Origin of the sequence: Tamlana crocina, assembly GCA_040429635.1 — a bacterium.
Lineage (GTDB): Bacteria > Bacteroidota > Bacteroidia > Flavobacteriales > Flavobacteriaceae > Flavisericum > Flavisericum crocinum.
On the sequence record CP158972.1, the window covers coordinates 1,764,277 to 1,790,631 of the forward strand.

The window sequence follows — 26,355 nt, forward strand, 5'->3', positions numbered from 1 at the left end:
CATGAAATATAAATCAATAAAAACGATACTATTAGTAATTGCCTTAGCGTGTTTTTCATTAGGTCATGCGCAAATACTAGAACCTGTAAAATGGAATACTTCGGTCAATAAAATTTCCGATACAGAATACGAACTCATAGCGACGGCCACTATAGAAACAGGTTGGCATTTATATTCGCAGCAAGTACCAGAAGGTGGTCCAATAGCCACAACTTTTACTTATTCAAGTACAAAAGACTACTTAAAAAAGGGAAACACTTCAGAAGAAAAAGGACATACCGTAAATGATCCTATTTTTGAAATGGAAATTAAATATTTCGAGAATGAAGCCAATTTTAAACAACAAATAAAGCTCAAGTCAAAAGCCCCATTTACCGTTAATGGTACTGTAGAATTCATGGTTTGCGACGATAGTAGATGTTTGCCGCCAACCGAAGCCGATTTAGTTTTTAATATCAAATAGTTACCCTAAATAATGAAGAAAATTCTTTTTGTATTAGCGGCATTTATATGTTCATTAGCCGTATTTGCACAAATTTTAGAGCCAGTAAAATGGTCAACTTCAGTTGAAAAAATATCTGATACGGAATACATTTTAGTCTCAAAAGCAACTATAGAAAATGGTTGGCATTTATACTCGCAAAATGTGCCAGTAGATGGGCCTATACCAACCTCGTTTATCTATGATGATGGCGCTGGTGCGATTCAAATTGTCGGTAATACTTCGGAAGAAGAAGGGCATACTGTTGATGATCCTATTTTTGAGATGAAAATTAAGTTTTTCGAAAAAACAGCAACTTTCAAACAAAAAATACAGTTAAAAGAATCGGTTGAAACCATTGATGGCTTTGTTGAATTTATGGTTTGCGACGATACACGTTGTTTACCACCAACCGAAGTCGATTTAACTTTTAATTTAAACAATAACACTGCAGCTGATACGAAGTCAGTAACAGTAAGTGAAGATAGCGATTGGGGCGCAACAAATGATGATGAAAATACAAATCCAGAAGCCAAAAAAGGACTTTGGGCGATTTTCTTCATTGCATTTTTATCAGGTTTTGCCGCTTTACTAACGCCATGTGTATTCCCAATGATACCTATGACGGTGAGTTTCTTTACCAAGCAAAGTAAAAACAAAGCGGTTGGAATTAAAAATGCCATTATTTACGGTATTTGTATCATCATTATTTATGTGCTTTTAGGTACAGCCGTAACAGGAATATTTGGAGCCGATGCCTTAAATGCGTTAGCGACAAACGTTTGGTTTAATATTATTTTCTTTTTACTGTTAGTGGTTTTTGCACTCTCATTTTTAGGCGCTTTCGAAATCATGCTACCTAATTCATGGGCAAACAAAGTAGATTCGCAAGCAGATCGCGGTGGTTTATTGGGTATCTTTTTTATGGCATTAGCTTTGGCCATTGTGTCGTTTTCGTGCACAGGGCCAATTGTCGGAACTTTACTGGTTGAAGCAGCTTCAAAAGGTGGTTTAGCTCCAATTATTGGTATGTTTGGGTTTTCATTAGCTATAGCATTACCATTTGCTTTATTTGCAGCTTTCCCAGGATGGTTAAACTCTTTGCCAAAATCTGGAGGATGGTTAAATACGGTAAAAGTGGTTTTAGGCTTTTTAGAGTTAGCTTTAGCCTTTAAATTTTTATCACAAGCCGATTTAGTTTTACAAGCGCATTTACTAGAGCGTGAGGTATTTTTAGCCATATGGATTGCCGTTTTTGGTACGTTGGCATTTTACCTTTTCGGAAAAATTCAATTACCTCACGATTCACCATTAACGCATATTTCTGTGGGTAGATTAGGACTTGGGTTACTCGTGTTATCGTTTACCATTTATATGATTCCTGGTTTATGGGGCGCACCATTAAATTTAATAAGTGCTTTTCCACCACCACAAGAGTATAGCGAGTCGCCTTATGGCGTTGGTTATACAAAAGTAGGAGCAGCTATGTCAGCTGCACACAGCGAGCTGCCAGATGGCGCTCACTTATTAGCACCACACGATATTCTAGCGTTTAACGATTACGATAAAGGATTAGCTTACGCTAAAGAAGTTGGTAAACCCGTGATGATAGATTTTACAGGTTGGGCATGTGTAAATTGCCGAAAAATGGAACAGAACGTATGGCCTAAGCCAGAGGTTTTAAATATGCTTAAAAACGATGTGGTTTTAATTTCGTTATACGTTGATGATAAGCGCCCGTTGGAAACTAGCGAAGTTACCGAATCTCAATTAAAACCGGGGAAACAATTAAAATATATTGGCCAAAAATGGAGCGAATTACAAACCATAAAATATAAGGCTAATTCGCAACCGTTTTACGTACTTATGGATCATAACGAATACAATTTAACCACTCCTGTTGGTTACACTCCAGATGTTGAGGCTTATAAAAATTGGTTGCAAACGGGTATAGAAAACTTTAAAAAAGCAACAGATAAATAATTATTTATACAGATAACTATTTTTTTTATTGATTAAAATCACTTCTAAATATTAGGAATGATTTTATAAATAATAATCATTATGTTTTTTAAAAAGAAGAATAAAGTTACGACGTCGTCAAGTTTAGAGCAATACTTTTCAAAATTCAGAAATCATATTGTTGGTAGCGATACGTATTTTGAATCGCCTTACGGTAGAAAAAAAATTATTTATGCCGATTGGACTGCTAGCGGGCGTTTGTATCGTCCTATTGAAGAAAAACTTTTAAATGAAATCGGCCCTTTTGTGGCCAACACACATACTGAAACATCAATTACAGGTTCGGCAATGACTTTGGCTTACCACGATGCGCGTAACATTATTAAAAATCACGTTAATGCATCAAAAGACGATGTTTTAATTACCGTTGGTACAGGAATGACAGGTGCAATCAATAAGTTTCAGCGTATTTTAGGTATCAAACTCAACGAAAATTTAAAAGACCATACCGAGGTTCCAGAGGAAAAACGCCCTATTATTTTTGTATCTCATATGGAGCACCATTCTAACCAAACCAGCTGGTTAGAAACGATTGCCCGTGTAAAAGTTATTCCGTCGAATGATGAGGGCTTACCATGTTTAAAAAATCTAGGAATACTATTAGATGAATATAGTGAGATACCTATTAAAATAGCGGCTATTACAGCGTGTTCTAACGTAACAGGTATTCAAACCAATTACCATGAAGTCGCTAAAATAATGCATCAAAATAACGGGCTGTGTTTTGTTGATTTTGCATGTTCGGCACCTTATGTAAATATCAACATGCATCCACAAGACGAGGATGAGTATTTAGATGCGGTAACCTTTTCGCCACATAAGTTTTTAGGAGGACCAGGAACATCTGGTGTGTTGGTGTTTAATAAGAAATTATACAAGAATTTAGTGCCAGATAATCCAGGTGGCGGTACCGTAAATTATACCAACCCTTGGGGCGACCATGATTATATTGATGATATTGAAACTCGTGAAGATGGAGGTACACCAGGTTTTTTACAAGCGATAAAAATTGCACTTTCAATTCAGTTAAAAGAGGTCATGGGTGTTGAAAATATTATAGCTCGGGAGCATGAAATTAATGCTTTGGTTTTTGAAAAATTATCAAAAATTGATAACCTAAAATTACTTGCACCAAACCATAAAGAAAGGCTAGGGATATTTTCATTTTTTATTGATGATGTACACTTTAATTTAATAGTAAAACTACTTAACGATCGTTTTGGTATACAAACACGGGGAGGGTGTTCGTGTGCAGGAACTTATGGGCACTATTTGTTGCACGTCGATCAAACAAAATCGAAAGCCATCGAACAAAAAATATTAGAAGGTTGTTTAATTGAGCGTCCTGGGTGGGTTCGAATGTCGGTACACCCAACCATGACAAATGCCGAAATTGAATTCATTTGTAATGCTGTAGAACAAGTTGCTAAAAACTATATAACTTGGGGAGGAGATTACACTTATAACGCTGTTAAAAACGAATATATACACAATGGTAAGGCGAATGCGGAGCAGAAAATAACTAAGGGGTGGTTTCTTGTTGAATAAGAATTTTTTTTTTGCACACTGGTTTTTAGTTATTGCTTTTATAAGCAGATGATTTGTAACATATTGATAATTAGCTTTTTTTTTTTTTTTTGAACAAGTTTAAATCACATATTGCTCTATTTTATATAATAATTTTTATTAGTGCTAAACTTTGTGGTTTACATGCCATAGCTCATGATAATGATTTTGATAACCAAGACCATTGTAAGCTTTGTGAATATGTAATAATAGCTAATAGTACGTATTTTGTTTGTAATAGCACTTATACGCCATTGCAATATGACAAGGTTGATTTTAATAATAAACATACAAGCACTTACACATTTCAGTATGTGCCAAATCTTACTGAGTGCACTTTATTTTGCCGACCTCCACCAGCAAAATAGTTTTTAATATACATATGCAGAATAGATACCGTTAATGTTAGAAATTTTATTAACGGTGTATCAATGTGTTATTATTAGCACTTATATAAATTAAAAAAATCAATCAATTACATATTATGATAACTACTAAAAACCTTACTAAAACTTATGGTGATTTTACTGCTGTAAGTAATTTATCTTTTACCGTAAACGAGGGCGAAATTCTTTGCCTTTTGGGAGCAAATGGAGCAGGTAAATCTACAACCATAAATATGTTATTAAACTTTTTAGAACCAACATCAGGAACAGCCCAAATTAACGGATTGGATGTTACCAAAAATGCTTTAAAAACAAAATCATTACTTACCTATATTCCAGAGAATTTGATGTTATACCCTACATTAACTGCAATTGAAAATTTAGATTATTTCACAAAATTATCTGGTAAAATTTTTAATACTAACAACTTGAAATCTTTTTTAAGCGAGGCAGGGTTACAAAACGATGCACATAGCAAGCGAGTACAAACCTTTTCGAAAGGTATGCGCCAAAAAGTAGGCATAGCTTTAGCTATCGCAAAACAGGCTAAAGTGTTATTGCTAGACGAGCCAACATCAGGCTTGGATCCAAAATCTAGTAATGAGTTTATTAACTTATTAACGCAAATGAAAGAGAATAATGTAGCTATTTTAATGGCAACTCACGATTTGTTTCGAGCTAAAGAGGTTAGTACACATATTGGAATTATGCGTTCTGGAGTGTTGCAAAATTATATAGAAACGGCAAATATCTCTTTAAAAGAACTGGAGACTACATATTTAGATATTATGAACTTTCAAAACATAAGTTAATAATGAAGAATATAGTTTTAAAAGAATTAAAAGAGCTAATAAGGGATGGGCGGTTTAAAATAGCATCAATTATTCTATTGGTTTTATTACTTATAGCAACAGTAACAGGTGTAAATCAATATAAAAAAAACACCGAACAGTATAGCATCTCAAAGGCTAAAGAACGTAATATTTGGGAAACACAAAGCGAAAAAAACCCACATTCAGCAGCGCATTATGGTACTTACGCTTTTAAGCCTCAATTTGCATTATCATTGTTTGATTATGGGGTAACCAAATACACTGGTAACTCTATTTTTTTGGAAGCTCATAATAGAAATGAAGCTTCATTTAGCGAAGCAAGCGACCAAACAAGTTTAGCGCGTTTTGGTACACTTTCAATTAATTTTGTTTTAATTTATTTATTTCCATTAATAATTATTTTAATAGGTTATAATACTTATACAAAAGAATTTGAACGTAATACATTTACGCTTTTAAAAAGCCAATCTGTGCACCCAGTAAAATTAGCACTAGGTAAATGGTTAGCAACATTTTTAACAATTTTATTACTTACGGCTTTAGTTTTTATTACCACCGGAATTATTTTATCCAACTTGCAAGGGGTAGCGTTTTTTAGTTGGATGAGTTTAAGTGTGCTTTTTTTTGCTTATATATTATATTATGCTGTAATAACAACGCTTACCGTTTTGGTTTCTATGTGGAGTAAGTCTTCTGGGGTATCTTTGGTTTCCAGTTTAGTAATTTGGGTGCTTTTTAGTTTCATAACACCTAAAATAGCAACCAATTTTGCTAATAGCAATCATCCTTATCCGTCAAAATCTGAATTTGCTTCTAGAATTGCAGAAGATAAGCAAAAAGGTTTAGATGGGCACAACCCATGGAGTAAAGCGGCAAAGCAATTAGAAATAGAAACTTTAAAAGAATACGGAGTAGACAGCATTAGCCAATTACCATTTAATTATGCTGGATACCGTATGCAAAAAGGAGAAGAGTTTGAAGCTCAAGTTTATGACAAACACTATAGCATATTAAATGATATAGCTGTAAATCAAAATCAAACCTATAAAAAGCTGTCATTTATTTCGCCTTTTATTCCTATCCGTTTTTTATCAATGGATATAGCTAATACAAGCAATAATTTACATTGGAAATTTACTCAAGCGGCAGAAGCATATAGAATAGAAAAGCAAAAATTTTTAAACTACGATATAAAAGATAATATGAAAGTGGGTGAACGTGGTTACACGATGGGAGTCAATAAATTCAAAAAGCTACCAAAATTTAAATTTACCCCACCATTATTAAACGAAATATTAAGCGAAAACAGACAAAATATACTCTTTATCGTGCTATGGCTGGTATTACCTTTTATAGGATTAATAATGACTTCAAAAAAATTATAAAGCATGTTTAGTAACAATTTATTATACGAAATAAAGCTACTAACACGTAGTAAGTGGCTCTTTATTTTACTGGTAAGCATTTCGCTGCTTTTTGCCTTTGCTACCTTTAATGGAAAGAAAAATGTTGATAAACGTCTTAACGATATAACAGTAGTAAAACAAGAACTACAAAAAAAGGATAGTGTTTTAGTAGAAACTCTTAAGGTTATTGAAGCTGGTAAAAAACCAGATATGCCTTATTGGCAAATACCAAACGAACCCATGACCGTTGGATATAGATACCCGAGATTGGCGATTATGAAACCACAGGAGTTGTCATTTTTGGCTACAGGTCAAAGCGATATGTATACACATTTTAAAAGCCCCACGGTGCATGGTAATAATTTTGCTTTAGACTATTCTGAAATGATAAATCCAGTACAATTGCTTTTTGGTAATTTCGATTTGGCTTTCGTAATTATTTACATATTGCCTTTATTAATCATTACGTTTACTTATAACATTTTATCAAAAGAAAAAGAGTTAGGTACGCTTAAATTACTAGGAGCTCAACCCATTGCTATAATGAGTTGGTTGCTTCAAAAATTAGTTATACGATATGTTATTTTTACATTATTAACATGGATAATAGTGTTGTTGATAATCTTACTTTTTTCGGTTAACGCCTTAGCCCAATTTACTAATTTAATAGGACTGTTTTTAATAATAGCGGGTTATGTTTTATTTTGGTTTGTGGCAGCTTTTATTGTTAATGTTAAAATTAATAATTCTTCAAAAAATGCATTAGTATTACTAGGAGTTTGGTTACTATTAGTAATGGTTATACCCGCTACTATAAATCAAATAGGTAGTGCTCTTTACCCTATACCGTCGCGTTTAAAAATGATTAACGAAATACGTTTAATTAAAAAGGAAAATGAAGAAAAACAAAACGAAATAATGAACGATTATTTGCGAACTCACCTCGAGTTAGTACAAAATAACGATGAGCAACGTTTTGGTTTTTGGCATAACTATTTTGCTTCAGAAAAGGTTATGGAAGAAAAAACAAAGCCTTTGTTAGATGAATACGACATGCAATTAAAAAAACAACAACATTTAACAAGTATGTTTAAGTACATTTCTCCAGCCATATTAATGCAGCAAGCTTTAAATAATATTTCAGGTACTTCAGAAAAGCACTATAATGACTATAAGAAACAAGTATTTGAATTCTCTGTTAAATGGAGAAACTATTTGGTGCCTATGTTATTTAAAAATAAAAAGTTTACGCTTGAAGACTATAGCTCTATGCCTCAGTTTGATTATGAAAATAGAATAAAAAACGAGGTTTGGTATAACTTTATAGCCTTAACTCTTTTTAGTTTATTTTTGTTTTTTGTATTGGGAGGTAAGCATTTAAAAGATAAATCTGTTAAATACTTATTTTTCTAAGTATCAACCTGAGTTCCACAAAACTCTAGATAACACAAATAGAAGTTTAATAGAGCAGTACTTAACATCTTAAGAGGAATTGAAAGATCTAAAAAAATAGGCACATCCACAAACACGAAAACCTTTGTGAAAACTAGGTTTTGTTATAAATTGATGTATAAATAAACCCCGAAAAAGGCACAAAAACGGGGTTTTCAATTTCGATTATCATGAAATACAAAGAATTCTGACCTACAAGGTCTGCCTTCACCTTTTTTACTCTCTCTGAAGATTATGACCTATTCTCCGCTCGTTTTTTTGAAAGTCATCTTCGAAAAATCTATCAAGCCATACCTTATGATGCTTTGGTATTACAATTTAAGATTAAAGAACGTAGATGGGGCAACAGCATGTTGATTGCAGATGTGCGTCATCAGTTTTTTAGAACATATGTCTTCAATGATTTTAATGGAGTTACCTGTTTACAATCCGTTATTTACAAAGCACAAAGCCTTACACATAAAAACTTCAGGTTAATAAGGGCAGATGTCATTTACGCCACCAACAACAACCGAAACTTTGTCACCAAGTACCGTATAAAAACCGATTTAAGCGCAAAGGGAAGTTGCCCAAGGGTTTACCAAGATGAAAAGAACTTAAAGCAGCCATAACCAAGGAGAGAGCATCACGGCTGGAAGGTGATTTTGCAAAAGAAAAAGGAAGATTACAATCTCAATAAAATAAAGGCGAAAACAAAACCCAAGAAAATATATCGTTTTTTTGGGGCATTAGTTTCAATAGAAAAGAATCTTTTTTATTTACCAAAATCAATCCGTAACCCATTAATAATCCATCTAAAAATATGCTTGTTAAGTTTTCATTTATGTGCCAATATTTAAAGCAAAATATTTATTTAAAATTGGTTGAAAATTTCCACTTCGTTTTAGGGGCCTTTTTTATGGGTAAATCTTGAATGACGGCTCTTAAGATTTCAACCGGCATAAAATTTTCTTGCATCACGCGGTCGTGAAATTGCTTTTCGGTCCAACCTTTTGCCAACATTTCGTTGCGCAATGCGTAAAACTGCAAACCACCCGTCATGTAAGCCAATTGGTATAGTGGAGGCGTGTAGCTTGTGGCGAACGAACGGCGTACTTCAGCTTCGGCATTGGCATATTCATGCCCAACTTCGTTAACTAACATATCGATGCATTGTTGGGGTGTCCAGTCTCCCAAATGGTATTTCAAAGAAAAAATAATGCGCGCACAACGGTGAATCCTCCAGAATAGCATCCCCATTTTTTGTTCAGGAGTTTGAGGGAATTCTTTGTTCCATAACAATATTTCCCAGTATAAGGCCCAGCCTTCCATCCAAAATGGTGTATTGAACGTTTTGCGATAGCTTTTATGGCGTGCGTTCATGAAATATTGTAGATTGTGGCCCGGGTGCAATTCGTGTTGCACGGTGGGAAAAGAAAAGTTGGGGTTGTTACCACGCATGCTCATCATTTTATCTTCGTAACTCATATCAATGGTTGGGTACGAAATACTAATTTCCCATCCCCCTGTAAAAAATGGATTTACCTTTTGGCGTTCTGGTGTCATCATAATCATTCCCCAAGTTTCTTTGGCTAAATCGGGGATGGTAATTAGGTCTCTGTCCTCAATAAATTTTACGCTGTAATCGTACAAATCGCTAATGGCTTGTGGTTGTTTTCCAGGTTCAACGTAAGTGTCTTTCACATGTTCTATAGCCTTTTTCCAATCGAAGCCAAAACCCATGTGTTTCGAGGCTTTAATCATTTCTTCTTTGCACCAATCGAACTGTTTTTGGGCGGTAGTTATTAATTCTTCAGGTGAATATGGTATGAACTCAAACTCTAAATCTTTAACCAAAGCATCACGGCCAACAGGTTTGCCAATAATGCCTGAGCCGTCGTCTTTTATGCTGTCTTCAGAATAGTTATTGGTTAAAAATTTACGATACGATTTTAAGGTTTCGTCCAGTTCAGTATAAGCGTTTTTAACCCACCACGTAAACTCAGGGTCGTACCTATAGTAAAATTCAAAAGCTTCTTTTAAACTTTGCTGTAACGATGAAATGACACGAGCAGCTTTATCGGCAACAATCCAGTTTTCAAAAGGGGATTTTTGTAGAGACTCGGTCTTAACGACAATAATGTTTTTTATATTGTTGAAGCTTCCGGCGAGCATTTTAGAATCGGGTTGTTTACCTCGGCGGCGTTCTTTTATAAAAGTATAAAGTGGGGCAGCAAAATCGGCTACGTGTGCCACTTCTTTATAGGCTTGGTGTTGATTTTTTAACAGATAAATTTCACGCTTAATGTTGTTGTTAAGTAATACGTAATCAGCTTTTCCATCAGAACTCAACGTTTTGAAATCGATGGCTTTTAGTTGTTCTTGATATCTTCTGTAAAAGGTAAAGAAGCGATTATAATATTCTTCAGATTCTCTTGCGCTATAAGTACTTTCTAAAGCATTCTTGTCGGCGTTATAGGTGTTGATAACGTCAATCAATTCACTGGCATAATTTATATTCATACAACATATTATTAAAATTAAGGTGGTTATTGTTTTGTTCATCGTGTGGTTTGTTACTTAATTGATTGAGCTTTTATTAGGTTAGATCTAAACAAATAAATAGTCTTATAAGTAATTTAAAATGCCTGTATGTTAGGCTATTTAAGTAAAACTCTAACACATACTTGTTTTTTTTGAGCTCTCGGGATCAAAGGAAAAGATTGCAAGGAGGAAAAATGAGGCACATATAGTATCTTTTGACTTTAACTTTTGATATCGTTTTTTGTTTTAGTTGTAAATGTCTTTCCACGGTGGGGGCATAACGTTTAACAGGTGCTTTACAAAAAAATCTTTGCGTTTTCGTTCCCCAAAGGCACCCCCAGAAGAGTGTGCCATTCCGGGAACTGTGACTAACTCAAAATCTTTATTTGCCTTTATTAAGGCGTTGGCAAACTGCATGGTAGTTGCGGGGTCTACGTTATCATCTACTTCCCCAAGTATGAGCATTAAATTGCCATCTAATTGGTGGGCGTTTACCACGTTAGAGCATGCCTCATAGTGTGGACCTATGGGGTAACCCATAAATTGTTCATTCCACCACATTTTATCCATACGGTTGTCGTGGCACCCACAAGACGCTACGGCTACATCGTAAAAATCGGAATTAAAAACAAGGGCGGCTCCTGCGTTTTGTCCGCCAGCAGACGTACCGTGAATACCCACTTTATCAACATTCATGTACGGGTATTTTTTGGCAGCGGCTTTCATCCATAATTTTCTGTCGGGGAAGCCACCATCTTTTAGGTTTTGCCAACAGATATCATGAAAAGCTTTTGATCGGTTTGAAGTTCCCATACCATCAATTTGCACCACAATAAAGCCTAATTCTGCTAATGCTGACATAGACCTGTAATAGGCGTGAAAATCTTTAGGTACAAAGGAATTGTGCGGTCCTGCGTAAATGTATTCTATAATAGGGTAGTTATGGTTTTCATCAAATGTTGTTGGGCGCACAATCATGCCCCAAATATCGGTTTTACCATCGCGACCTTTTGCTGTAAATGCTTCTGGAGCAATCCAACCTGTGTTTATTAATGCGCTGTGGTCGCCTTTTTGTAAATCGACTAACGTTTTAGCATTTTTAGTCGATTTTAAAACGGTAACAGCAGGCATGTCTACACGCGAATATTGATCGATGTAATAGCTGTAATCATCAGAAAATGTTAGGGAATGATTGCCGTTTTCGGAAGTTAAACGCTGAATTTTTTTTCCGTCGAAACCAACTTTACAATAATGAATAAAGTAAGGATCTTGGTTTTTATCTAATCCGCTTGCGGTAAAATAAATTTCTTGATTTTTTTCATTAACATGAACGACTTTTCTAACTACCCAATTGCCTTTGGTTAACTGCTTTTTTAGAGTGCCATCGTTGTTGTAGAGGTAAATATGGTTCCAGCCATCGCGCTCTGACATCCAAACAATGGATTCACCATCGTTAACATCGTATCGGTATTTTTTGCTACTGTAATCAATAAAAGTTTTACTGGTTTCGTTGATTAAAACGTTAACCTTTCCGGTGTTAGCATCCACTTCAATTATTTTATAAGCTTGATGTCCGCGTTGGTTATACTCAAAGGTAAAAGCGCTACTATTTTTGCGCCAATCGATACGGTTTAAGCTATACTGACTGCTAAATTCTGAAGTTGGAATACTAATATGTTTTTTGCTTTCAACATGGAAGAGTTGCGGACTTTTAAACGGCAATTCGTCGCCTGGTTTTAAGTAATCGCGTTTTTGTAAAATAGGCTGAAGCTGATTTTTTGGGCTTGATTCTACAAAGTAAATTTCGCGTTCGTCTCCTGGTTTTACTTTGTAAGCCATAATTTTTTTACCATCTGGCGACCATTTAATATACGATGAGTAATAGTTGCCTTTGCTACCATCGTAACTTAATTGAGTTTCTTTGTTCGTTTTTTGGTCTTTTATATAAAGATTATGGTTCTTAATGAATGCAACCATGCTTTTATCGGGTGACTCGACAGGTTTGCCTTGGGTTTCATCAAATCGGTTTCCCCAGTAACCACGACCACGACTGCGATTGTTGTTTGTTACAGTATCGAGCACCGTAATTTTATAATCGTTTAAATTACAACTTAGTTGAAGATTTTTAAATTTAAATTTTAAGGTATTGCTGTCTTGATTAAAATTTAAATCGCTTAAATTTAATTTATTAGCGTCAGCATTGTTTTCGGTAGCACTGCTAATAGCTTCGGCCATTTTGGTGTGGTCGAAAAAGATGTTTTGCGTGTTTGTATTCGCATCAACACGATAGTAAACGTCGCCTGTTTTAGCATTGTTAACATACCAAAGCGTGTTGTTAGGCATCCAATGAAAACGAGATGGGGTGTTAAATACTTTATCTCGAAAAATTGAATCGACGGCAAGTGCCTTTTTGTATTCTTTTAAAGTTCCTTGGCTAAATGAAGAAAAATAGCAAAGAAAAGCTGTAAATGTGAGTAATTTGATTGATGTTAGCTTCATAGTTTTGAAATATCAATAAAAGTAGATATTAAAACGAAAGACTAATCTCGTAATGTTAGCTAAAACTGATATTATATTAACCTTAACTAAAAGTTAACAGCGAATAAACATATAAGATCTAATTAATACCCAAAAGGATTTTCAATACTATGCGCAGGTTGGGTAAACCATTTAGGTCCATCTTTAGTTAAATGCACATGGTCTTCTAAACGGATACCAAACTCGTCTGGAACAACAAGCATCGGTTCTATACTGTAGCAAAATCCAGATTGCAATGGCGTGTTGTTTTCCTTTACGATATATGGATATTCGTGAATATTCAACCCAATACCATGCCCTGTACGGTGTGGCAATCCTGGTAAATTATAATCTGGACCTAAACCATGCGATTCAATGTTTTGTCTTGCCGCAGTATCTACATCATGGCAGGTGTTTTCTATCTGTGATGCATCAAATGCTGCAAATTGCGCTTCTTTTTCAACATTCCAAATTCTACGTTGATAATCGGTTGGTGTACCAAAACAGTAAGTTCTCGTAATATCTGAGATGTAATTATGCATAGAACAACCTGTATCGACTAAAACAATGTCGTTTTCTTCTAAAGGTTTTGGGTTTTTTACGCCATGTGGAAACGAGGTATCTTTACCAAAAAGTACAATACAAAAGTAAGAACCCGATGCAACGCCGTAACGTTTGTGCGCTTCATGAATAAAATCGGTTACTTCTTTAGCTGTAATACCAACTTTTAATATTCGGGCAGCGGCTTTTTGCACCTCAAGCGTGATTTCCATTAAGGACTTTATGATGCTAATCTCAGCTTCGGATTTCACCATTCTGCATGCTGAAATAATTGATTTTCCGTTTCTTAAAGTTTCTGGTGAGATGGCATCTGAAATACCTTCATATATAAAAAATGGCGTAGATTCATCAATTAAAATGGAACCTTTTCCAGTAGCTTCAGTTTCAATAATGGAAGCGAAAAGTTTAAATGGGCTTTCGTGTTCTTCCCAGCAATGGATAGCGCCTTCAATAACCATAAAATCTTTAATGGTGCCTTTTTCGAAGTGTGGCGCAATGTAATGCACGTCGCCATTACTTAATAAAATAGCACCCACCATACGCTCGCTTGGGTGCCATTGCATGCCTGTAAAATAGAATAAATTCGTACCCGCGTTTAAGTATAAAGCCTTAACATTTTGGACTTGCATTAAGTCGCACGCTTTTTTAATGCGGGCTTCGTACTCGATGTTTTGAATAGGTTGAATATGTTGTGCTGTTGGTTGTATAGCGTTTAACTCATCTTGAATGGTTGAGCCTCCTATTCCAAATTTACTCATGGTATTTTTTATTTTGTAGTTAAAGGGTAAAGTGATGCAAAGGTATTGTGGTTGTTTTTAAAAGCCACTAATTCACGAATGTTTTTTTGTGATTAATCCATTAGTAAGAGAATCAAAATAAGCACTAGAATAAATACAACTCCAATCATAAAAGAATATTTATTCTCACGATGCTCTTTAAATTTTCCCTTGAACAATTTGCAAGTCCAAATAATTAATCCATCTAAATCACTAAAATTTCCATATGCTCCATTCATCTTTTTTTCTGTATGTATGCTAACAACTAATATTAGTGAATTCGTGGCAATTTACAGGCTGTTTTTTACTTAAAACGCTCTGGCGACAACGGGTTAACATTAACCGAAGTCTTTTTATTGGCAACAAGTTCTGCAACCAATTGCCCTGTTATAGGGCCTAAACTCCAACCCATCATGGCGTGGCCTGCAGCTACGGTTAAGTTGTTGTATTTGCTTGTTTTGCCAATAAATGGTACACCATCGGGTGAAACTGGTCGTAAACCTGAAGTAGCGTTGGCACGTTCATCGGGGTTTATTTCTATATTGGTGTAATAGCTTTTTATGGCGTTTGCTAGGGCTTCAACACGTTCTTTACGAACAAGGGTGTTGTTCCCCGAAAACTCCATGGTTCCTGCAAAACGCGTAAAGGTATCCATGGGTGTTATAGCAACTTTAGCTTCTAGCAAAATAGTAGGTATGGTTATGCCAGTTGGTCGTTGTACGTCCATACTGTAACCTTTTCCGCCTTGAACGGGAATGTTTAGCTTTAATTTTGAAGCTAATTCTGTAGTCCAACTACCGCTAGCTAGTACAAAATCGTCTGCTTCGTAAGTGCTATTTTGAGTAGTAACTGAAGCTATCTCGTTATTTTTTATACTGAAATCGGTTACCGTTTCGTTGGTTTTAAATATCACGCCATTTTGTTCTAACCATGCCTTCATTTTTGGTATAAAATGATTTGGCGTCATGTGCGAATCGCATTTGTAATGTACAGCACCAATAACTTTATCAGATAGAACAGGTTCTAACTCATGCAACTCTGTTTTATTAAGTACACTTACATCAAGACCTTCTTTTATGGCTCTTTCTGCAACTTCGTGTTCTTCTTCTTCACAATGTTGGGTAGCATACGTCATTAAAACGCCTTTTTTCTCGTAATGGAAACTAAAGTCCAGTTCGTTTATCATGTTTTCAAAAAGCGTCTGACTTTTTAAGTTCAATTCTTTTAAAACTGGAATAGACTTTTCGACATTTTTGTTAGTAGCCGATTTTTTAAAATATAATGCCCATTTTATGAAATCGAAATCTACACGCGGTTTGATGTAAAACGGACTAGAACTATTAAACATCCATTTCAAGCCTTGGGTAATAATACCTGGTGCGGCAAGTGGAATAAAATGGCTGGGGGTTAAATATCCTGCGTTAATAAAAGAAGCTCCTGTAGTCAGGTCGCTTTTGTCTAAAACGGTAACTTGGTAGCCTTCTTTTAGTAAGTAGTAAGCGCTGCAAATGCCGGAAATACCGCCACCAATGATGACAACTTTTTTCATCTGTTGCTTAAATTATAAAGTTTAAAATGCGCTAGCAAATGAATTAAAGTTTTTACGTAGCGCATTTTTTTTTTGGTTTATATCACTTGAAATCCGTGAGCGTAAGGGTCGTCGTCGTCAATAATAATATTGTTGTAACCTGTTACTTGCGCCCAACCTTGAATACTTGGTATTATGGCTGGTTTACCGTTAAGCGTTGTTTCTTGCTCAACTTTACCTATAAACTTACTGCCAATAAAACTTTCGTGAATAAAAGGTTCGCCTAATTTTAATTTGCCTTTAGCATGCATTTGTGCAATGCGTGCCGATGTTCCTGTACCACAAGGCGATCTATCGATGGCTTTATCGCCATAAAATACCGCGTTTCTACCAGATGATGTTGGGTCAATTGGGTTACCCGTCCAAAGCATGTGGCTAACATCGCGAATGGTATCGTTTTCAGGATGTATAAACATATCTGGATACTTTTCGTTGATGCTGTTGCGAATGACTTGCGAATATTGAACAATTTTACTCGCTGTAAAGTCATGTACGCCAGTAAAGTTTTTTTGCGGATCTACAATGGCATAAAAATTACCACCGTAAGATACATCGAAGGTTAATTCACCCAATTCAGGACAATCGATAGTTAAATTTTCGGCCGCTAAGTACGATTTTACATTAACTAATTTTACCCAATCTACCTTTTTGCCTGTTTGTTGATATTCAATTTCAACTAAACCAGCAGGCGCTTCCATTTTAATTTTTCCCGGAATTTTTGGAGTAATTAAACCTTCTTCTATAGCAATAGTAATCGTGCCAATAGTACCGTGACCGCACATAGGCAAACAACCTGATGTTTCGATAAATAAAATACCAAAATCGTTGTCTGGGTTAGAAGGCGGATAAAGTATGCTACCGCTCATCATGTCGTGTCCGCGAGGTTCAAACATCAATCCTTTACGAATCCAATCGAATTCTTTAAGGAAATGCTGACGTTTTTCGCTCATAGTTGCGCCCACTAAATTGGGACCGCCACCAGCTACCACACGAACCGGATTTCCGCAGGTATGCGCATCTACACAAAAAAAGGTTTTTCTAGCCATTAAATTACTGTATGCTTTTAGGGCTTTTAAATTATTGTTTTGGTTTTGATAAAATGTAATAAGACCTGTCAGGTTTCAAAAGCATGACAGGTCTATTAAATTTACCATTTATTTTTGTAATCCTTTCGGAAGTAATTCTGAAGGGAATGATTGATAACTTATTGGTCGTACCCAACGTTGAATCGCATCGGTACCTACCGACGTATATTTTGCATTGGTTGAAGCTGGATAAGGACCACCATGATGCATTGAAGGGCAAACCTCAACACCTGTTGGAACGCCATTAAAAATAATACGCCCCACACGATTGGTTAATGCTTCAACAACCTCACTAAGTTTAGCAATATCATCATCTTCAGCAATGATAGTTCCTGTTAATTGACCTTCGAGTGCTTCAATAATTTCTATAAGTTCGGCTTCGTCCTTGCTTGTAACTACTAACGAAAACGGCCCAAATACTTCTTGATGTGTTTTTGGGTTTGCTAAAAAGTCTGCGCCCGAAACGGTGGCAATTTGTGATGCTGCAAAGTTATCAGCTACATCACTTGTAATTTTAGCAACGGTGCTCACACCGCCTTGCGCAGTTACACTATCGCTATTTTTTACAAAACCAGCTTTAATGTTTGGGTGTAACATGCATTGTGCATCTATAGCTACGGTTTTTTCGGCCAAAGATTTAATAAAATCTGGTGTATTTTCATCTTCAATAGTTAAAATTAATCCTGGATTTGTACAAAACTGCCCGGTACCCAAAGTAATAGAACCTGCGTAATTGGCAGCAATAGCTTCACCACGGTTAGCTATAGCATTTGGCGTAATAACTACTGGATTTATACTACCCATTTCGGCATAAACCGGAATAGGTTCTTCGCGTTGCGATGCTAAATTAAAAATAGCACGACCTGCACCTATGCTTCCTGTAAAACCAACACCTTTAATTTTTGGGTGATTTACTAAAGCCGAACCAACCACCGTACCACGACCAGAAAGATGTGAAAACACACCGTTTGGCATGCCTGTTTTTTCGGCAGCTTTAATAATAGCCGAAGCTACAAGCTCTGATGTTGCTGCATGCATTTCGTGAGCTTTTACAATAACAGGACAACCTGCAGCTAGAGCACTAGCCGTATCACCACCTGCTGTTGAGAAAGCAAAGGGGAAATTACTTGCTCCAAATACAACAACAGGCCCAATTGGAATTACTGTTTTGCGTAAATCGTCTTTTGGTAGTGGTTGTCTATCTGGGATAGCGGCATCAAAGGTGTTGCCTTTCCAATCTTCGTTAGCCACTAAATTCGCAAACGATTTTAATTGCATTACGGTTCTACCGCGTTCACCAATAGCGCGACCTTCCGGTAAACCAGATTCGGTAGTGTAAGCATCGATTAAGTCTTGGTCTAAAGCTAAAATTTCGTCTGCAATAGCGTTTAAAAATTTAGCTTTGTCTTCCCCAGAAACATTTCTAAACGTTTTAAAAGCCGAAGCAGCTAGTTGCGCAGCTTCTTCGATTTCTTTGGGTGTAGCTTCAACAAATGTTGTTGGGTTTTCGGTGTTTAGCTTAGGGTTTATAGTTTTAAAGCTATAATTGCCTGTTGCACTGAGTTTGTTTCCGATATAATTTTTGCCTGTAATCATGTAATTTTTGTGCTTAAATATTTTATATTATGGTTATTTAGGTAGTGATGACATAGTAGATTCAATTACCCTAACTATGCGTTCTCTTTCTGCACCTTGTAATGGTAATCTTGGAGCTTTTATTTGCTCTGCGATTATACCAGTAGCAACTTTTGCTAATTTAATATTTTGTGACAATTTAGCACTAAAATCAAGTTCTATTCAAGTGTATTTTTACTTGTGGACTTAGTTATCGCTGCCAATATTAGGCCTTGCCTTATAGTCTTAAAATATGATTTGTTATGGACAAAAATAGACTTTGTTTATATATAGATAGTAGTTATTCTTAGCTTTTTGTGATACTATATTACCCTGTAAATAGGTTTGTGTTTTGTTTTTTAGTAATATTAGCAAAATTGATGATTATGAAAGTACTTCCTTTTAAAATTCCGAAACCTGAAAATCAAGCGTTAATATACCAATATGAAAGGGAAAGCGTATTATACGATCAATTGCACCAACATAGTGAAATACAAATTAGCTATGTAGAAAAGGGAGCCGGTACTTTAATTGTAGGCGACACTATTAATGAATTTTATCCTGGCGATATTTTGGTTTTGGGGGGGTATGTACCTCATGTATTTAGGACTGATACCAGTTTTTCTGAACTAACCGTTGTCTATACATTGTTTTTTGATAGAAATTCGTTTGGAAAGGACTTTTTTAATTTACCCGATTTAGAAGGTTGTGATGTGTTTTTCAACGAATCGGAAAATGGTATGAAAATACTATCGCGCAAAAAGAAGCTGGTAAAGCAATTTTTAAAACTGAAAGACCAAAATAAGGTTGAACGCATTAGTACACTTTTAAAAATTATAGACCATATTACCAAAGCCGAACGTACTGCATTATCTTCATTTGTTTATAAAAAAAAATATACAGACGATGAAGGTAAACGCATGAAAGATGTACTTAACTACGCTATGGAAAATTACATGGAAATTATTACTCTTGAAGAAATATCTCAAATAGCAAACATGAGTAAAAATGCATTTTGTCGTTATTTTAAAAAACGTACCAATAAAACCTTTTTCCAGTTTTTAATCGAAATTAGAATAGAAAATGCGTGTAAAATGATTTACAACAACCCTGACAGTTCTATTTCTTCCATTTCTGAGTTGTGCGGTTTTCAAAATACAGCCAATTTCAATAGAAAATTTAAAGAAATTAAAGGCCTAACGCCATCACATTATAGATTGCAAAGGTTTTAACAGATTAAAGGTCTAACTTGTTAAAGAAATCATGATTAATGAAACAACAAATAACAAATAACAGGCTTTTGATAGTGACATTTTAAATAAATTCTTCTTTACAAACAATACGAATTTAAAGTATTTTCCCCTAAATCTATTATAACATAGAAAGTCTAATCTTATGTTTTTAGTTAGTTTTAGAACTCAAAGCCCAAAATTTACTCTAAAGGAATTAAAACTACCTTCTTCTTTTTGTAAAACACTTAAAACAGGGTAATATAATATCGCTTTATGTTAACAATGCTTCATTGGAAGAGGTTTTACTTTATACTTTTGTCAAAAACATCAATTTAGAAAATGCTTGTTTAAGTTAATTTTAGATAATGAAAAATATGATAGAAAAAAATAACCCAGATTGGCGGCATAGCGTTATGCCGGCTGTGTTTACATGGTTAAAAGAGTCAAAATCCGGTACCCTTGAAATAGACCTAGATGCAACAAAAAAATACGCTGCAGATATTTTAAAGGTTCAAGGAAAAGGAGGCAGCAGAATGGGCGGACTTGTCGGCTCTGGTACTCTTGGTGAGAATAGTTACATAAGCGTAGAACAGCGCCTTTCTTTACTTAAAGCCTTTTCTGAGGTTGCTAAAGAATATAATGTACCGTTGATTAGTGGAGCAGCTGCAGAAACAAAGGAAGAACTTGCCAAAATTATTGAAGGTCTTGCAACGGTTGGAGTAGATACCGTCATGATTATGCCGCCAAAAACTAAAGCGATTCCATCAGATGATGAGATGTATGATTACTTTGAACTTGCTGAAGCGACTGCAAGAAACATAGGCGTAACAATTATGCCTTATAACAATCCTGATGCTGCTGGATATCATGCCATATCAACTGATCTTCTTCGAAGAATTTCTACTCTACCTAATGTAACTGCTCTTAAAATATCGACAATAGATGTTTCAATTATTGAAACATTGATTTTAGAGAACAAAGATTTAAAAGTTTTGGCAGGTGTAGATTCAGTTACTGTATTTGCAGGACTTGCTGGGGCATGTGGTGGTATTACAGGTGTGGGGGCTATCTTCCCTAAAGCAAGCGTTACCATGCAGGAGCATGTTTTAAATGGAGAATGGGCTGAGGCAAACAAAATTTCTCAGGCTTTAAATTCCCTGTCATATCTGGATGCTCAGCCGCTACTTATGGAATATCTTAAGCTTGCCATGGGTATTCATCATAATGATATAGCTGGAGGGCTTCGCACCTATGGTATAGAATTAACCCAACAGCAAATTGATGATGTTCAAGCAAGATATAACTTAGCAAAAGAAAGACTTAGAGCTTTGGACTTATTGTAATCCAATACTTCAAACACTCAAATAGAAAAGCTTCGTTTTTACGGAGTTTTTTTTTAACATCTCAATTATTTAATAAGTTTGAGTTGCAACCCTTACTCGGCAACAAAATTGAAGACCGTTTTTTGTTGCAATGCCATTACCCATCTTAGTTTTGTGAATGCACTCTATGCAAGAAAATTTTTATACGATATTGTTTGTTTAGACAATTTGTTTGCCTTAAAAAGTATTTAGCATGATTAGTTTTGGATTAAACAAGAATAGTATTGTCCATATATTGAGGTTTTGTGTCTATTTTTTTGCTTGTAAGTATTGTTAATTTTGAAATATTATAATGAGATTATTATGATTATGTCTTTTTTTTGTTCGTTTTTTTTATAAATTAACAATAAACAACTAAGAAAAGCAGGTTGCCAAAACTACAGTATTTTGTGTGTGTCCTATTTGGATACATAATATCTTGAAATTAAACTAAATATAGACTAAAAATGAAAACAAAAAAATTAGGAGTATTAATGATTGCTTCCCTTTTATTATTAGTTATTGGGTGTAGCGATGATGATTCGGTTAAAACAGATTCCGTACCTGAAGTAACTTTGTTAACAAAAAGTATTTCTTCGCTTCCAGGTGAAACATTTATTATTAAAGGGACATTGGTTGACCCAGCGGGTGTTCAATCTGTGAATTTGAAGTATGAGCCTTGGTTTTTAGATAAAACCATAATCAAGAATGATTCTGTGTATAAAACTTATGAATTGGATTACAAGTTTAAAGTTCCAGAAGATGCCATTGAGGGCAGTCAGCATACTATACTTATTACGGTAACCAACCAAGGAGGAAATCAGTCTACCGAAAACTTGGTGGTTACTCTAGACCAGGATATAGCAAGTCCTACGGTCCAGATAAACAACCCAACTAATGGAGCTACTGTTTTAATAGGTGATGGTATCGAAATAGAATTAGATATAGCCGTTGCGGACCAAGAGTTAGCGGAATTTAAAATAGAAAGTACAGTGCTAAACGAAACCATGCCTATATCGGGAACAAGCTATGTGTATTCAAACTCGTTGGATATATCAAATCCGGGCAAGTATGATTTCACGATTACCGTTACGGATGCTTCAGGAAATACAACAACAGAAATGGTTTATGTTAATGTGCTTAACGAACTGTTGTTCGATGTTATGTATGTCGCCGATGTATCAGATAATGCAGCATTGAATACTGATTTGTTTGGAGTGCCTTATGCTACCGAGGCCAGTACCGCAACAGGAGAAGATGGTTATGTATTTACAGCCCGGTATTATGCGGCCACCGAGGATGCCGAATTGAGATTCATTCCTCAGAAAGGCTCTTTTGAGCCTTATGCTTTCGGAGCAGGAGAAGCCCCTGGAGTTTTAGCCATTGGTACCGATAGCACAGTCTCGCCTATAGTCTTGCCGCAAGTGGGGTATTATGAGGTGACAATAGATGTGAAAAATCTAACATACACAGTAAATACCTATACTCCAACCGATGATGCTTTTGATCAAGTTTACATTTTAGGGCGAGGAGTATTTGTTGGAAATTCTTCTACCTGTGTGAACAATACAACAGGGGCCACACAATGTTGGCACTTTAATTCAGGTAAGCCTTTTAGTGTAGATTCCAACAATCCGTATTTATGGACACTCGATATCAGTGTTGATGACCAACCTAACGATGAGGGTGCCAACGGATTTATTTTAAATGCAAATGCTTCTGGATGGGCTCCTTTCTGGAGAGTTGATGACGCAGCAGATCCAGAAGCTACTGTTCCGGGTGGTGGAGCAAACTATGTTTTTCCAGACGATGCATTAGGAAAGGATTATAAGGTGGTATTCGATACGCATTTAAATAGGCTAACACTATTAGAAAGATAAATTCAACTAAATTAATTAAAGATTATATGAGACTTACAAGATTAATAATGCTCAGCTTTTTGTTGCTGGGGTTTACGGTAATAGCCCAAAATACAGTTACGGGTGCTATTACAGACCAAAATGGACAACCGTTACCTGGGGTTAATGTTGTTGAAAAGAATACAACTAATGGAGTGGCGTCCGATTTTGATGGAAATTACTCAATAACGGTAAATGATGGTGCAACTTTGGTGTTCAGTTATATTGGATACAAAACTAAGGAGGTGTCCGTTTCTGGTAGGCAAAATATACCCATTACGCTTCAGGAAGATAGCGCACAATTAGATGAAGTGGTTGTTATTGGGTATGGTGCGGTTAAAAGAGATAAAATAGCCACATCTATTGCTTCTGTAGATGGCGAAGAAATTACCAAACAAGTAGCTAGTAATGCTGCGGAAGCGTTGCAAGGTAAAGCCGCAGGTGTTCAGGTGTTATCTTCGGGAGGTTCTCCGGGTGCTTCTCCAAAAATTTTGGTTCGTGGTATCACAACTGTTCTTGGGTCTTCTAGTCCTCTAATTGTTATCGACGGTATTTTGCAGCCTAGTGGCACTTCATTAAACGCTGTTAATGCTCAAGATATTAAAAGTATGGATATTTTGAAGGATGCTGCAGCATCAGCCATATATGGTTCAAGAGCTTCAAACGGAGTGGTGTTGATAACAACAAAAAGAGGAAAATCAGGCAAGGCAAAAATAAGTTTTGATTTTAACTACGGTGTTCAGAGTTGGGACAAGATTGAAATGGCAGGGGCGCAAGAATATATAGAAGTTATAAACACAAGGAGAACAAATGATAATGCGTCTCCACTTTACGATCCAAATGATTATGGTGAAGGAACCGATTGGTGGGATGAGGTAGTTAGGGATTATACACCGGTGGTTAATGCAAACCTAAGAGCTTCAGGTGGAGATGAGAAGCTTAAGTATGCGGCTAGTTTAAGTTTTTTCGATCAAGAATCCAATTACGCAAAAGGTTATTATCAAAGGGTTACAGGTCGTTTTAACGTAGATTTTAAGATTTCTGATAAAGTTACCTTAAAACAAGACCTTAGTCCTAGGTCTGAGAAGTGGGAAAATACGCCAGATTTATTATTTAATTCTATAAGAATAGATCCTTTAACCGAAGTATATCTTCCGCAAAGTGAAAGAGTAGGGCGCAATATATATAGTATATACCCTGTATCTAATAATTTAGTGCCAAACCCAGTTGCCCAAATTGCTCAACTGTTTGCTGAAAACAAATATTATGGTTTGTTGTCTAATACCCAATTGGAATATAAGATATCGCCTGCTTTTACCTTAGCATCTCAAGTAGGTTTAAATGTTGATGCTCTAACTTGGGAAACATTTAATCCGGCCTACGAATTTGATCCTAATAGAAGGCGATTGGTTAACCAATACACAAAAAATGTTACTCAGAATTTTGATTATGTAATTAACAACACAATCACCTTTGAAAAAACAATTCTCGATAAGCATTATTTAAATGTTGTTGGGGGTGTTCTTTTTGATTCAGAAAGCACTAATTATTTAAGAGGTTCACGAGAGGGCATACCTAGCGATACCGATCCAAGACTTTGGCAGTTGGATGCCGCTGTTAATGATGAAGGACTACTTATTTCTGCCACTGGAAATCAAGGTAAGCAGAATATTCTTTCGGGAGTTTTTAGAACCATTTATAGTTTTGACAATAAGTACACAATAAACGCATCGGTACGAGTTGATCAATCCTCTCGTTTTCCAAAGGATAGAAGAACAGGTATATTTTCTAGTGCCTCGGTAGCTTGGGATGTGGATTCTGAGGATTGGTTTACTTCAGAAACTATTAATAATTTACGTTTAAAAGCTGGTGCGGGAGAATTGGGAAATCAAAATATAGATAGAGATGGTTCGTTTTTTACAGTTGGTTCAGATAACGTTATTCTAGGAGGGCAGAGTGTTGTCTCTAACTTCTTGAGTCAGTTTGGTAACCAAGATTTAAGATGGGAAACTGTAAAAGATAAAAACTTTGGCGTTGATCTTGGGCTGTTTAATAACGCCTTGACTTTTTCGGGCGAATATTATGTAAAAACCTCTGAAGACTTGTTAAATCAAGTAGAGCAACCAGGTTATACCGGTATTCCGGGTACAGTTGCTCGTAATGTTGGAAGTATAGAATCTAAAGGTATCGATATCGCTTTAGGATTAAATAAAACTTGGAACGACTTTAATTTGGGGGTTAACTTAACTCTATCTTCTAATGAAAGTAGGACTATAGAACTCGACCCCTCAAATGAGGTCATTTTAGGGCAAAAGAGAGCAACATTAGGTAATCGAAATGTTAAAATTACAGAGGTGGGTGAAATAGTAGGTTTATTTCAGGGCTATCAAACAGATGGGATTTTTCAAAATCCAACGGAATTAAACTCACATACTTCAGAGGATGGGACTATCATTCAACCAAATGCTCAAGTAGGTGATTTGAGATTTGTAGATCAAAACAAAGACGGTAAAATTGACGATGCAGATTTAACGACCATTGGTAACCCGTTTCCAGACTTTTTTGGAGGGTTAAATATAAACATGAGCTATAAAAATATAGACTTATCTATGCAGTGGTACGGTACATTTGGTAATGATGTTTATAATGGTAATTTAGAATATATAAGATCAGGTACTCAAAATCTAAACGTTTTGGCAGGCACAACAGATGTGGTATGGTCGCCAACCAATACTAATGCGAGCTTCCCTAGACTTACTGAACTTGATCTAAATGGCAACTATAAAAACCCATCCGATCTTTTTATTGAGGATGGTACCTACGTTAGGTTGCGTAATATACAATTGGGGTACAACTTTAAAGTTAAAGGGTTTGAAAAATGTAGATTGTATGTGTCCGGACAGAATTTAATAACGTTTACAAATTATAGTGGCTTTGATCCTGAGGTTCAAAATCAGCCAAGAGGAGTAAATATTATTGATGCATTAGGGGTAGATTTTGGAAGAAATCCAATATCAAAAACGTATTTGGTAGGGTTAAATTTAAGTTTATAAA

17 protein-coding genes are annotated in these 26,355 nt (G+C 35.6%); 11 read left to right on the plus strand and 6 right to left on the minus strand.

Features of this window, described 5'->3' with window-relative positions:
- Position 1 precedes the first annotated feature (1 nt).
- The 7 genes from ABI125_07950 (at position 2) to ABI125_07980 (ending at position 8,757) form a co-directional block, all read left to right on the plus strand.
- On the plus strand, positions 2-463 hold the full coding sequence (locus tag ABI125_07950; GenBank protein ID XCF07782.1) for a protein-disulfide reductase DsbD domain-containing protein: 462 nt from the start codon (positions 2-4) through the stop codon (positions 461-463).
- Positions 464-475: 12 nt separating this feature from the next.
- Complete coding sequence (locus ABI125_07955) at positions 476-2,464, plus strand: cytochrome c biogenesis protein CcdA (GenBank protein ID XCF07783.1); 1,989 nt, start codon at positions 476-478, stop codon at positions 2,462-2,464.
- A gap of 81 nt (positions 2,465-2,545) precedes the next feature.
- Positions 2,546-4,051, plus strand: a complete 1,506-nt coding sequence (locus tag ABI125_07960; GenBank protein XCF07784.1) for an aminotransferase class V-fold PLP-dependent enzyme — start codon at positions 2,546-2,548, stop codon at positions 4,049-4,051.
- Positions 4,052-4,553: 502 nt separating this feature from the next.
- A complete protein-coding gene (locus ABI125_07965) occupies positions 4,554-5,267 on the plus strand; it encodes an ABC transporter ATP-binding protein (protein ID XCF07785.1) in 714 nt (237 codons plus the stop codon).
- Between the two features lie 2 nt (positions 5,268-5,269).
- Positions 5,270-6,673 carry a DUF3526 domain-containing protein gene (locus tag ABI125_07970; protein ID XCF07786.1) on the plus strand — a complete coding sequence of 468 codons (1,404 nt, stop codon included), beginning with the start codon at positions 5,270-5,272 and terminating at the stop codon, positions 6,671-6,673.
- A gap of 3 nt (positions 6,674-6,676) precedes the next feature.
- A complete protein-coding gene (locus tag ABI125_07975) occupies positions 6,677-8,107 on the plus strand; it encodes a DUF3526 domain-containing protein (protein XCF07787.1) in 1,431 nt (476 codons plus the stop codon).
- Positions 8,108-8,451: 344 nt separating this feature from the next.
- Positions 8,452-8,757: a hypothetical protein gene (locus tag ABI125_07980; GenBank protein ID XCF07788.1), complete on the plus strand. Its 306-nt coding sequence runs from the start codon at positions 8,452-8,454 to the stop codon at positions 8,755-8,757.
- Positions 8,758-8,995: 238 nt separating this feature from the next.
- On the opposite strand, the gene ABI125_07985 is transcribed toward ABI125_07980, so the two are convergent.
- The 6 genes from ABI125_07985 to ABI125_08010 all read right to left on the minus strand — a co-directional run bounded on the left by ABI125_07985 (position 8,996) and on the right by ABI125_08010 (position 18,792).
- Positions 8,996-10,648 (minus strand): DUF885 family protein, encoded by a 1,653-nt coding sequence (locus ABI125_07985; protein ID XCF07789.1) that lies wholly within the window; start codon positions 10,646-10,648, stop codon positions 8,996-8,998.
- 267 nt (positions 10,649-10,915) lie between these two features.
- A complete protein-coding gene (locus tag ABI125_07990) occupies positions 10,916-13,168 on the minus strand; it encodes a DPP IV N-terminal domain-containing protein (GenBank protein XCF07790.1) in 2,253 nt (750 codons plus the stop codon).
- 122 nt (positions 13,169-13,290) lie between these two features.
- On the minus strand, positions 13,291-14,505 hold the full coding sequence (locus tag ABI125_07995; protein XCF07791.1) for a Xaa-Pro peptidase family protein: 1,215 nt from the start codon (positions 14,503-14,505) through the stop codon (positions 13,291-13,293).
- Between the two features lie 322 nt (positions 14,506-14,827).
- Positions 14,828-16,072, minus strand: a complete 1,245-nt coding sequence (locus ABI125_08000; protein XCF07792.1) for an FAD-dependent oxidoreductase — start codon at positions 16,070-16,072, stop codon at positions 14,828-14,830.
- A gap of 77 nt (positions 16,073-16,149) precedes the next feature.
- A complete protein-coding gene (locus ABI125_08005) occupies positions 16,150-17,157 on the minus strand; it encodes a 4-hydroxyproline epimerase (protein XCF07793.1) in 1,008 nt (335 codons plus the stop codon).
- A 108-nt stretch (positions 17,158-17,265) separates the two neighbouring features.
- Entirely contained in the window at positions 17,266-18,792 is a 1,527-nt protein-coding gene (locus ABI125_08010; GenBank protein XCF07794.1) for an aldehyde dehydrogenase (NADP(+)), read from the minus strand.
- Positions 18,793-19,196: 404 nt separating this feature from the next.
- Here ABI125_08010 and ABI125_08015 point away from each other — a divergent pair, with 404 nt between their 5' ends.
- The 4 genes from ABI125_08015 (at position 19,197) to ABI125_08030 (ending at position 26,354) form a co-directional block, all read left to right on the plus strand.
- Positions 19,197-20,042 (plus strand): AraC family transcriptional regulator, encoded by an 846-nt coding sequence (locus ABI125_08015; protein XCF07795.1) that lies wholly within the window; start codon positions 19,197-19,199, stop codon positions 20,040-20,042.
- A 374-nt stretch (positions 20,043-20,416) separates the two neighbouring features.
- A complete protein-coding gene (locus ABI125_08020) occupies positions 20,417-21,385 on the plus strand; it encodes a dihydrodipicolinate synthase family protein (GenBank protein XCF07796.1) in 969 nt (322 codons plus the stop codon).
- 485 nt (positions 21,386-21,870) lie between these two features.
- Positions 21,871-23,283 (plus strand): hypothetical protein, encoded by a 1,413-nt coding sequence (locus ABI125_08025; protein ID XCF07797.1) that lies wholly within the window; start codon positions 21,871-21,873, stop codon positions 23,281-23,283.
- 26 nt (positions 23,284-23,309) lie between these two features.
- On the plus strand, positions 23,310-26,354 hold the full coding sequence (locus tag ABI125_08030; GenBank protein ID XCF07798.1) for a TonB-dependent receptor: 3,045 nt from the start codon (positions 23,310-23,312) through the stop codon (positions 26,352-26,354).
- The last annotated feature ends 1 nt before the right edge of the window (position 26,355 follow it).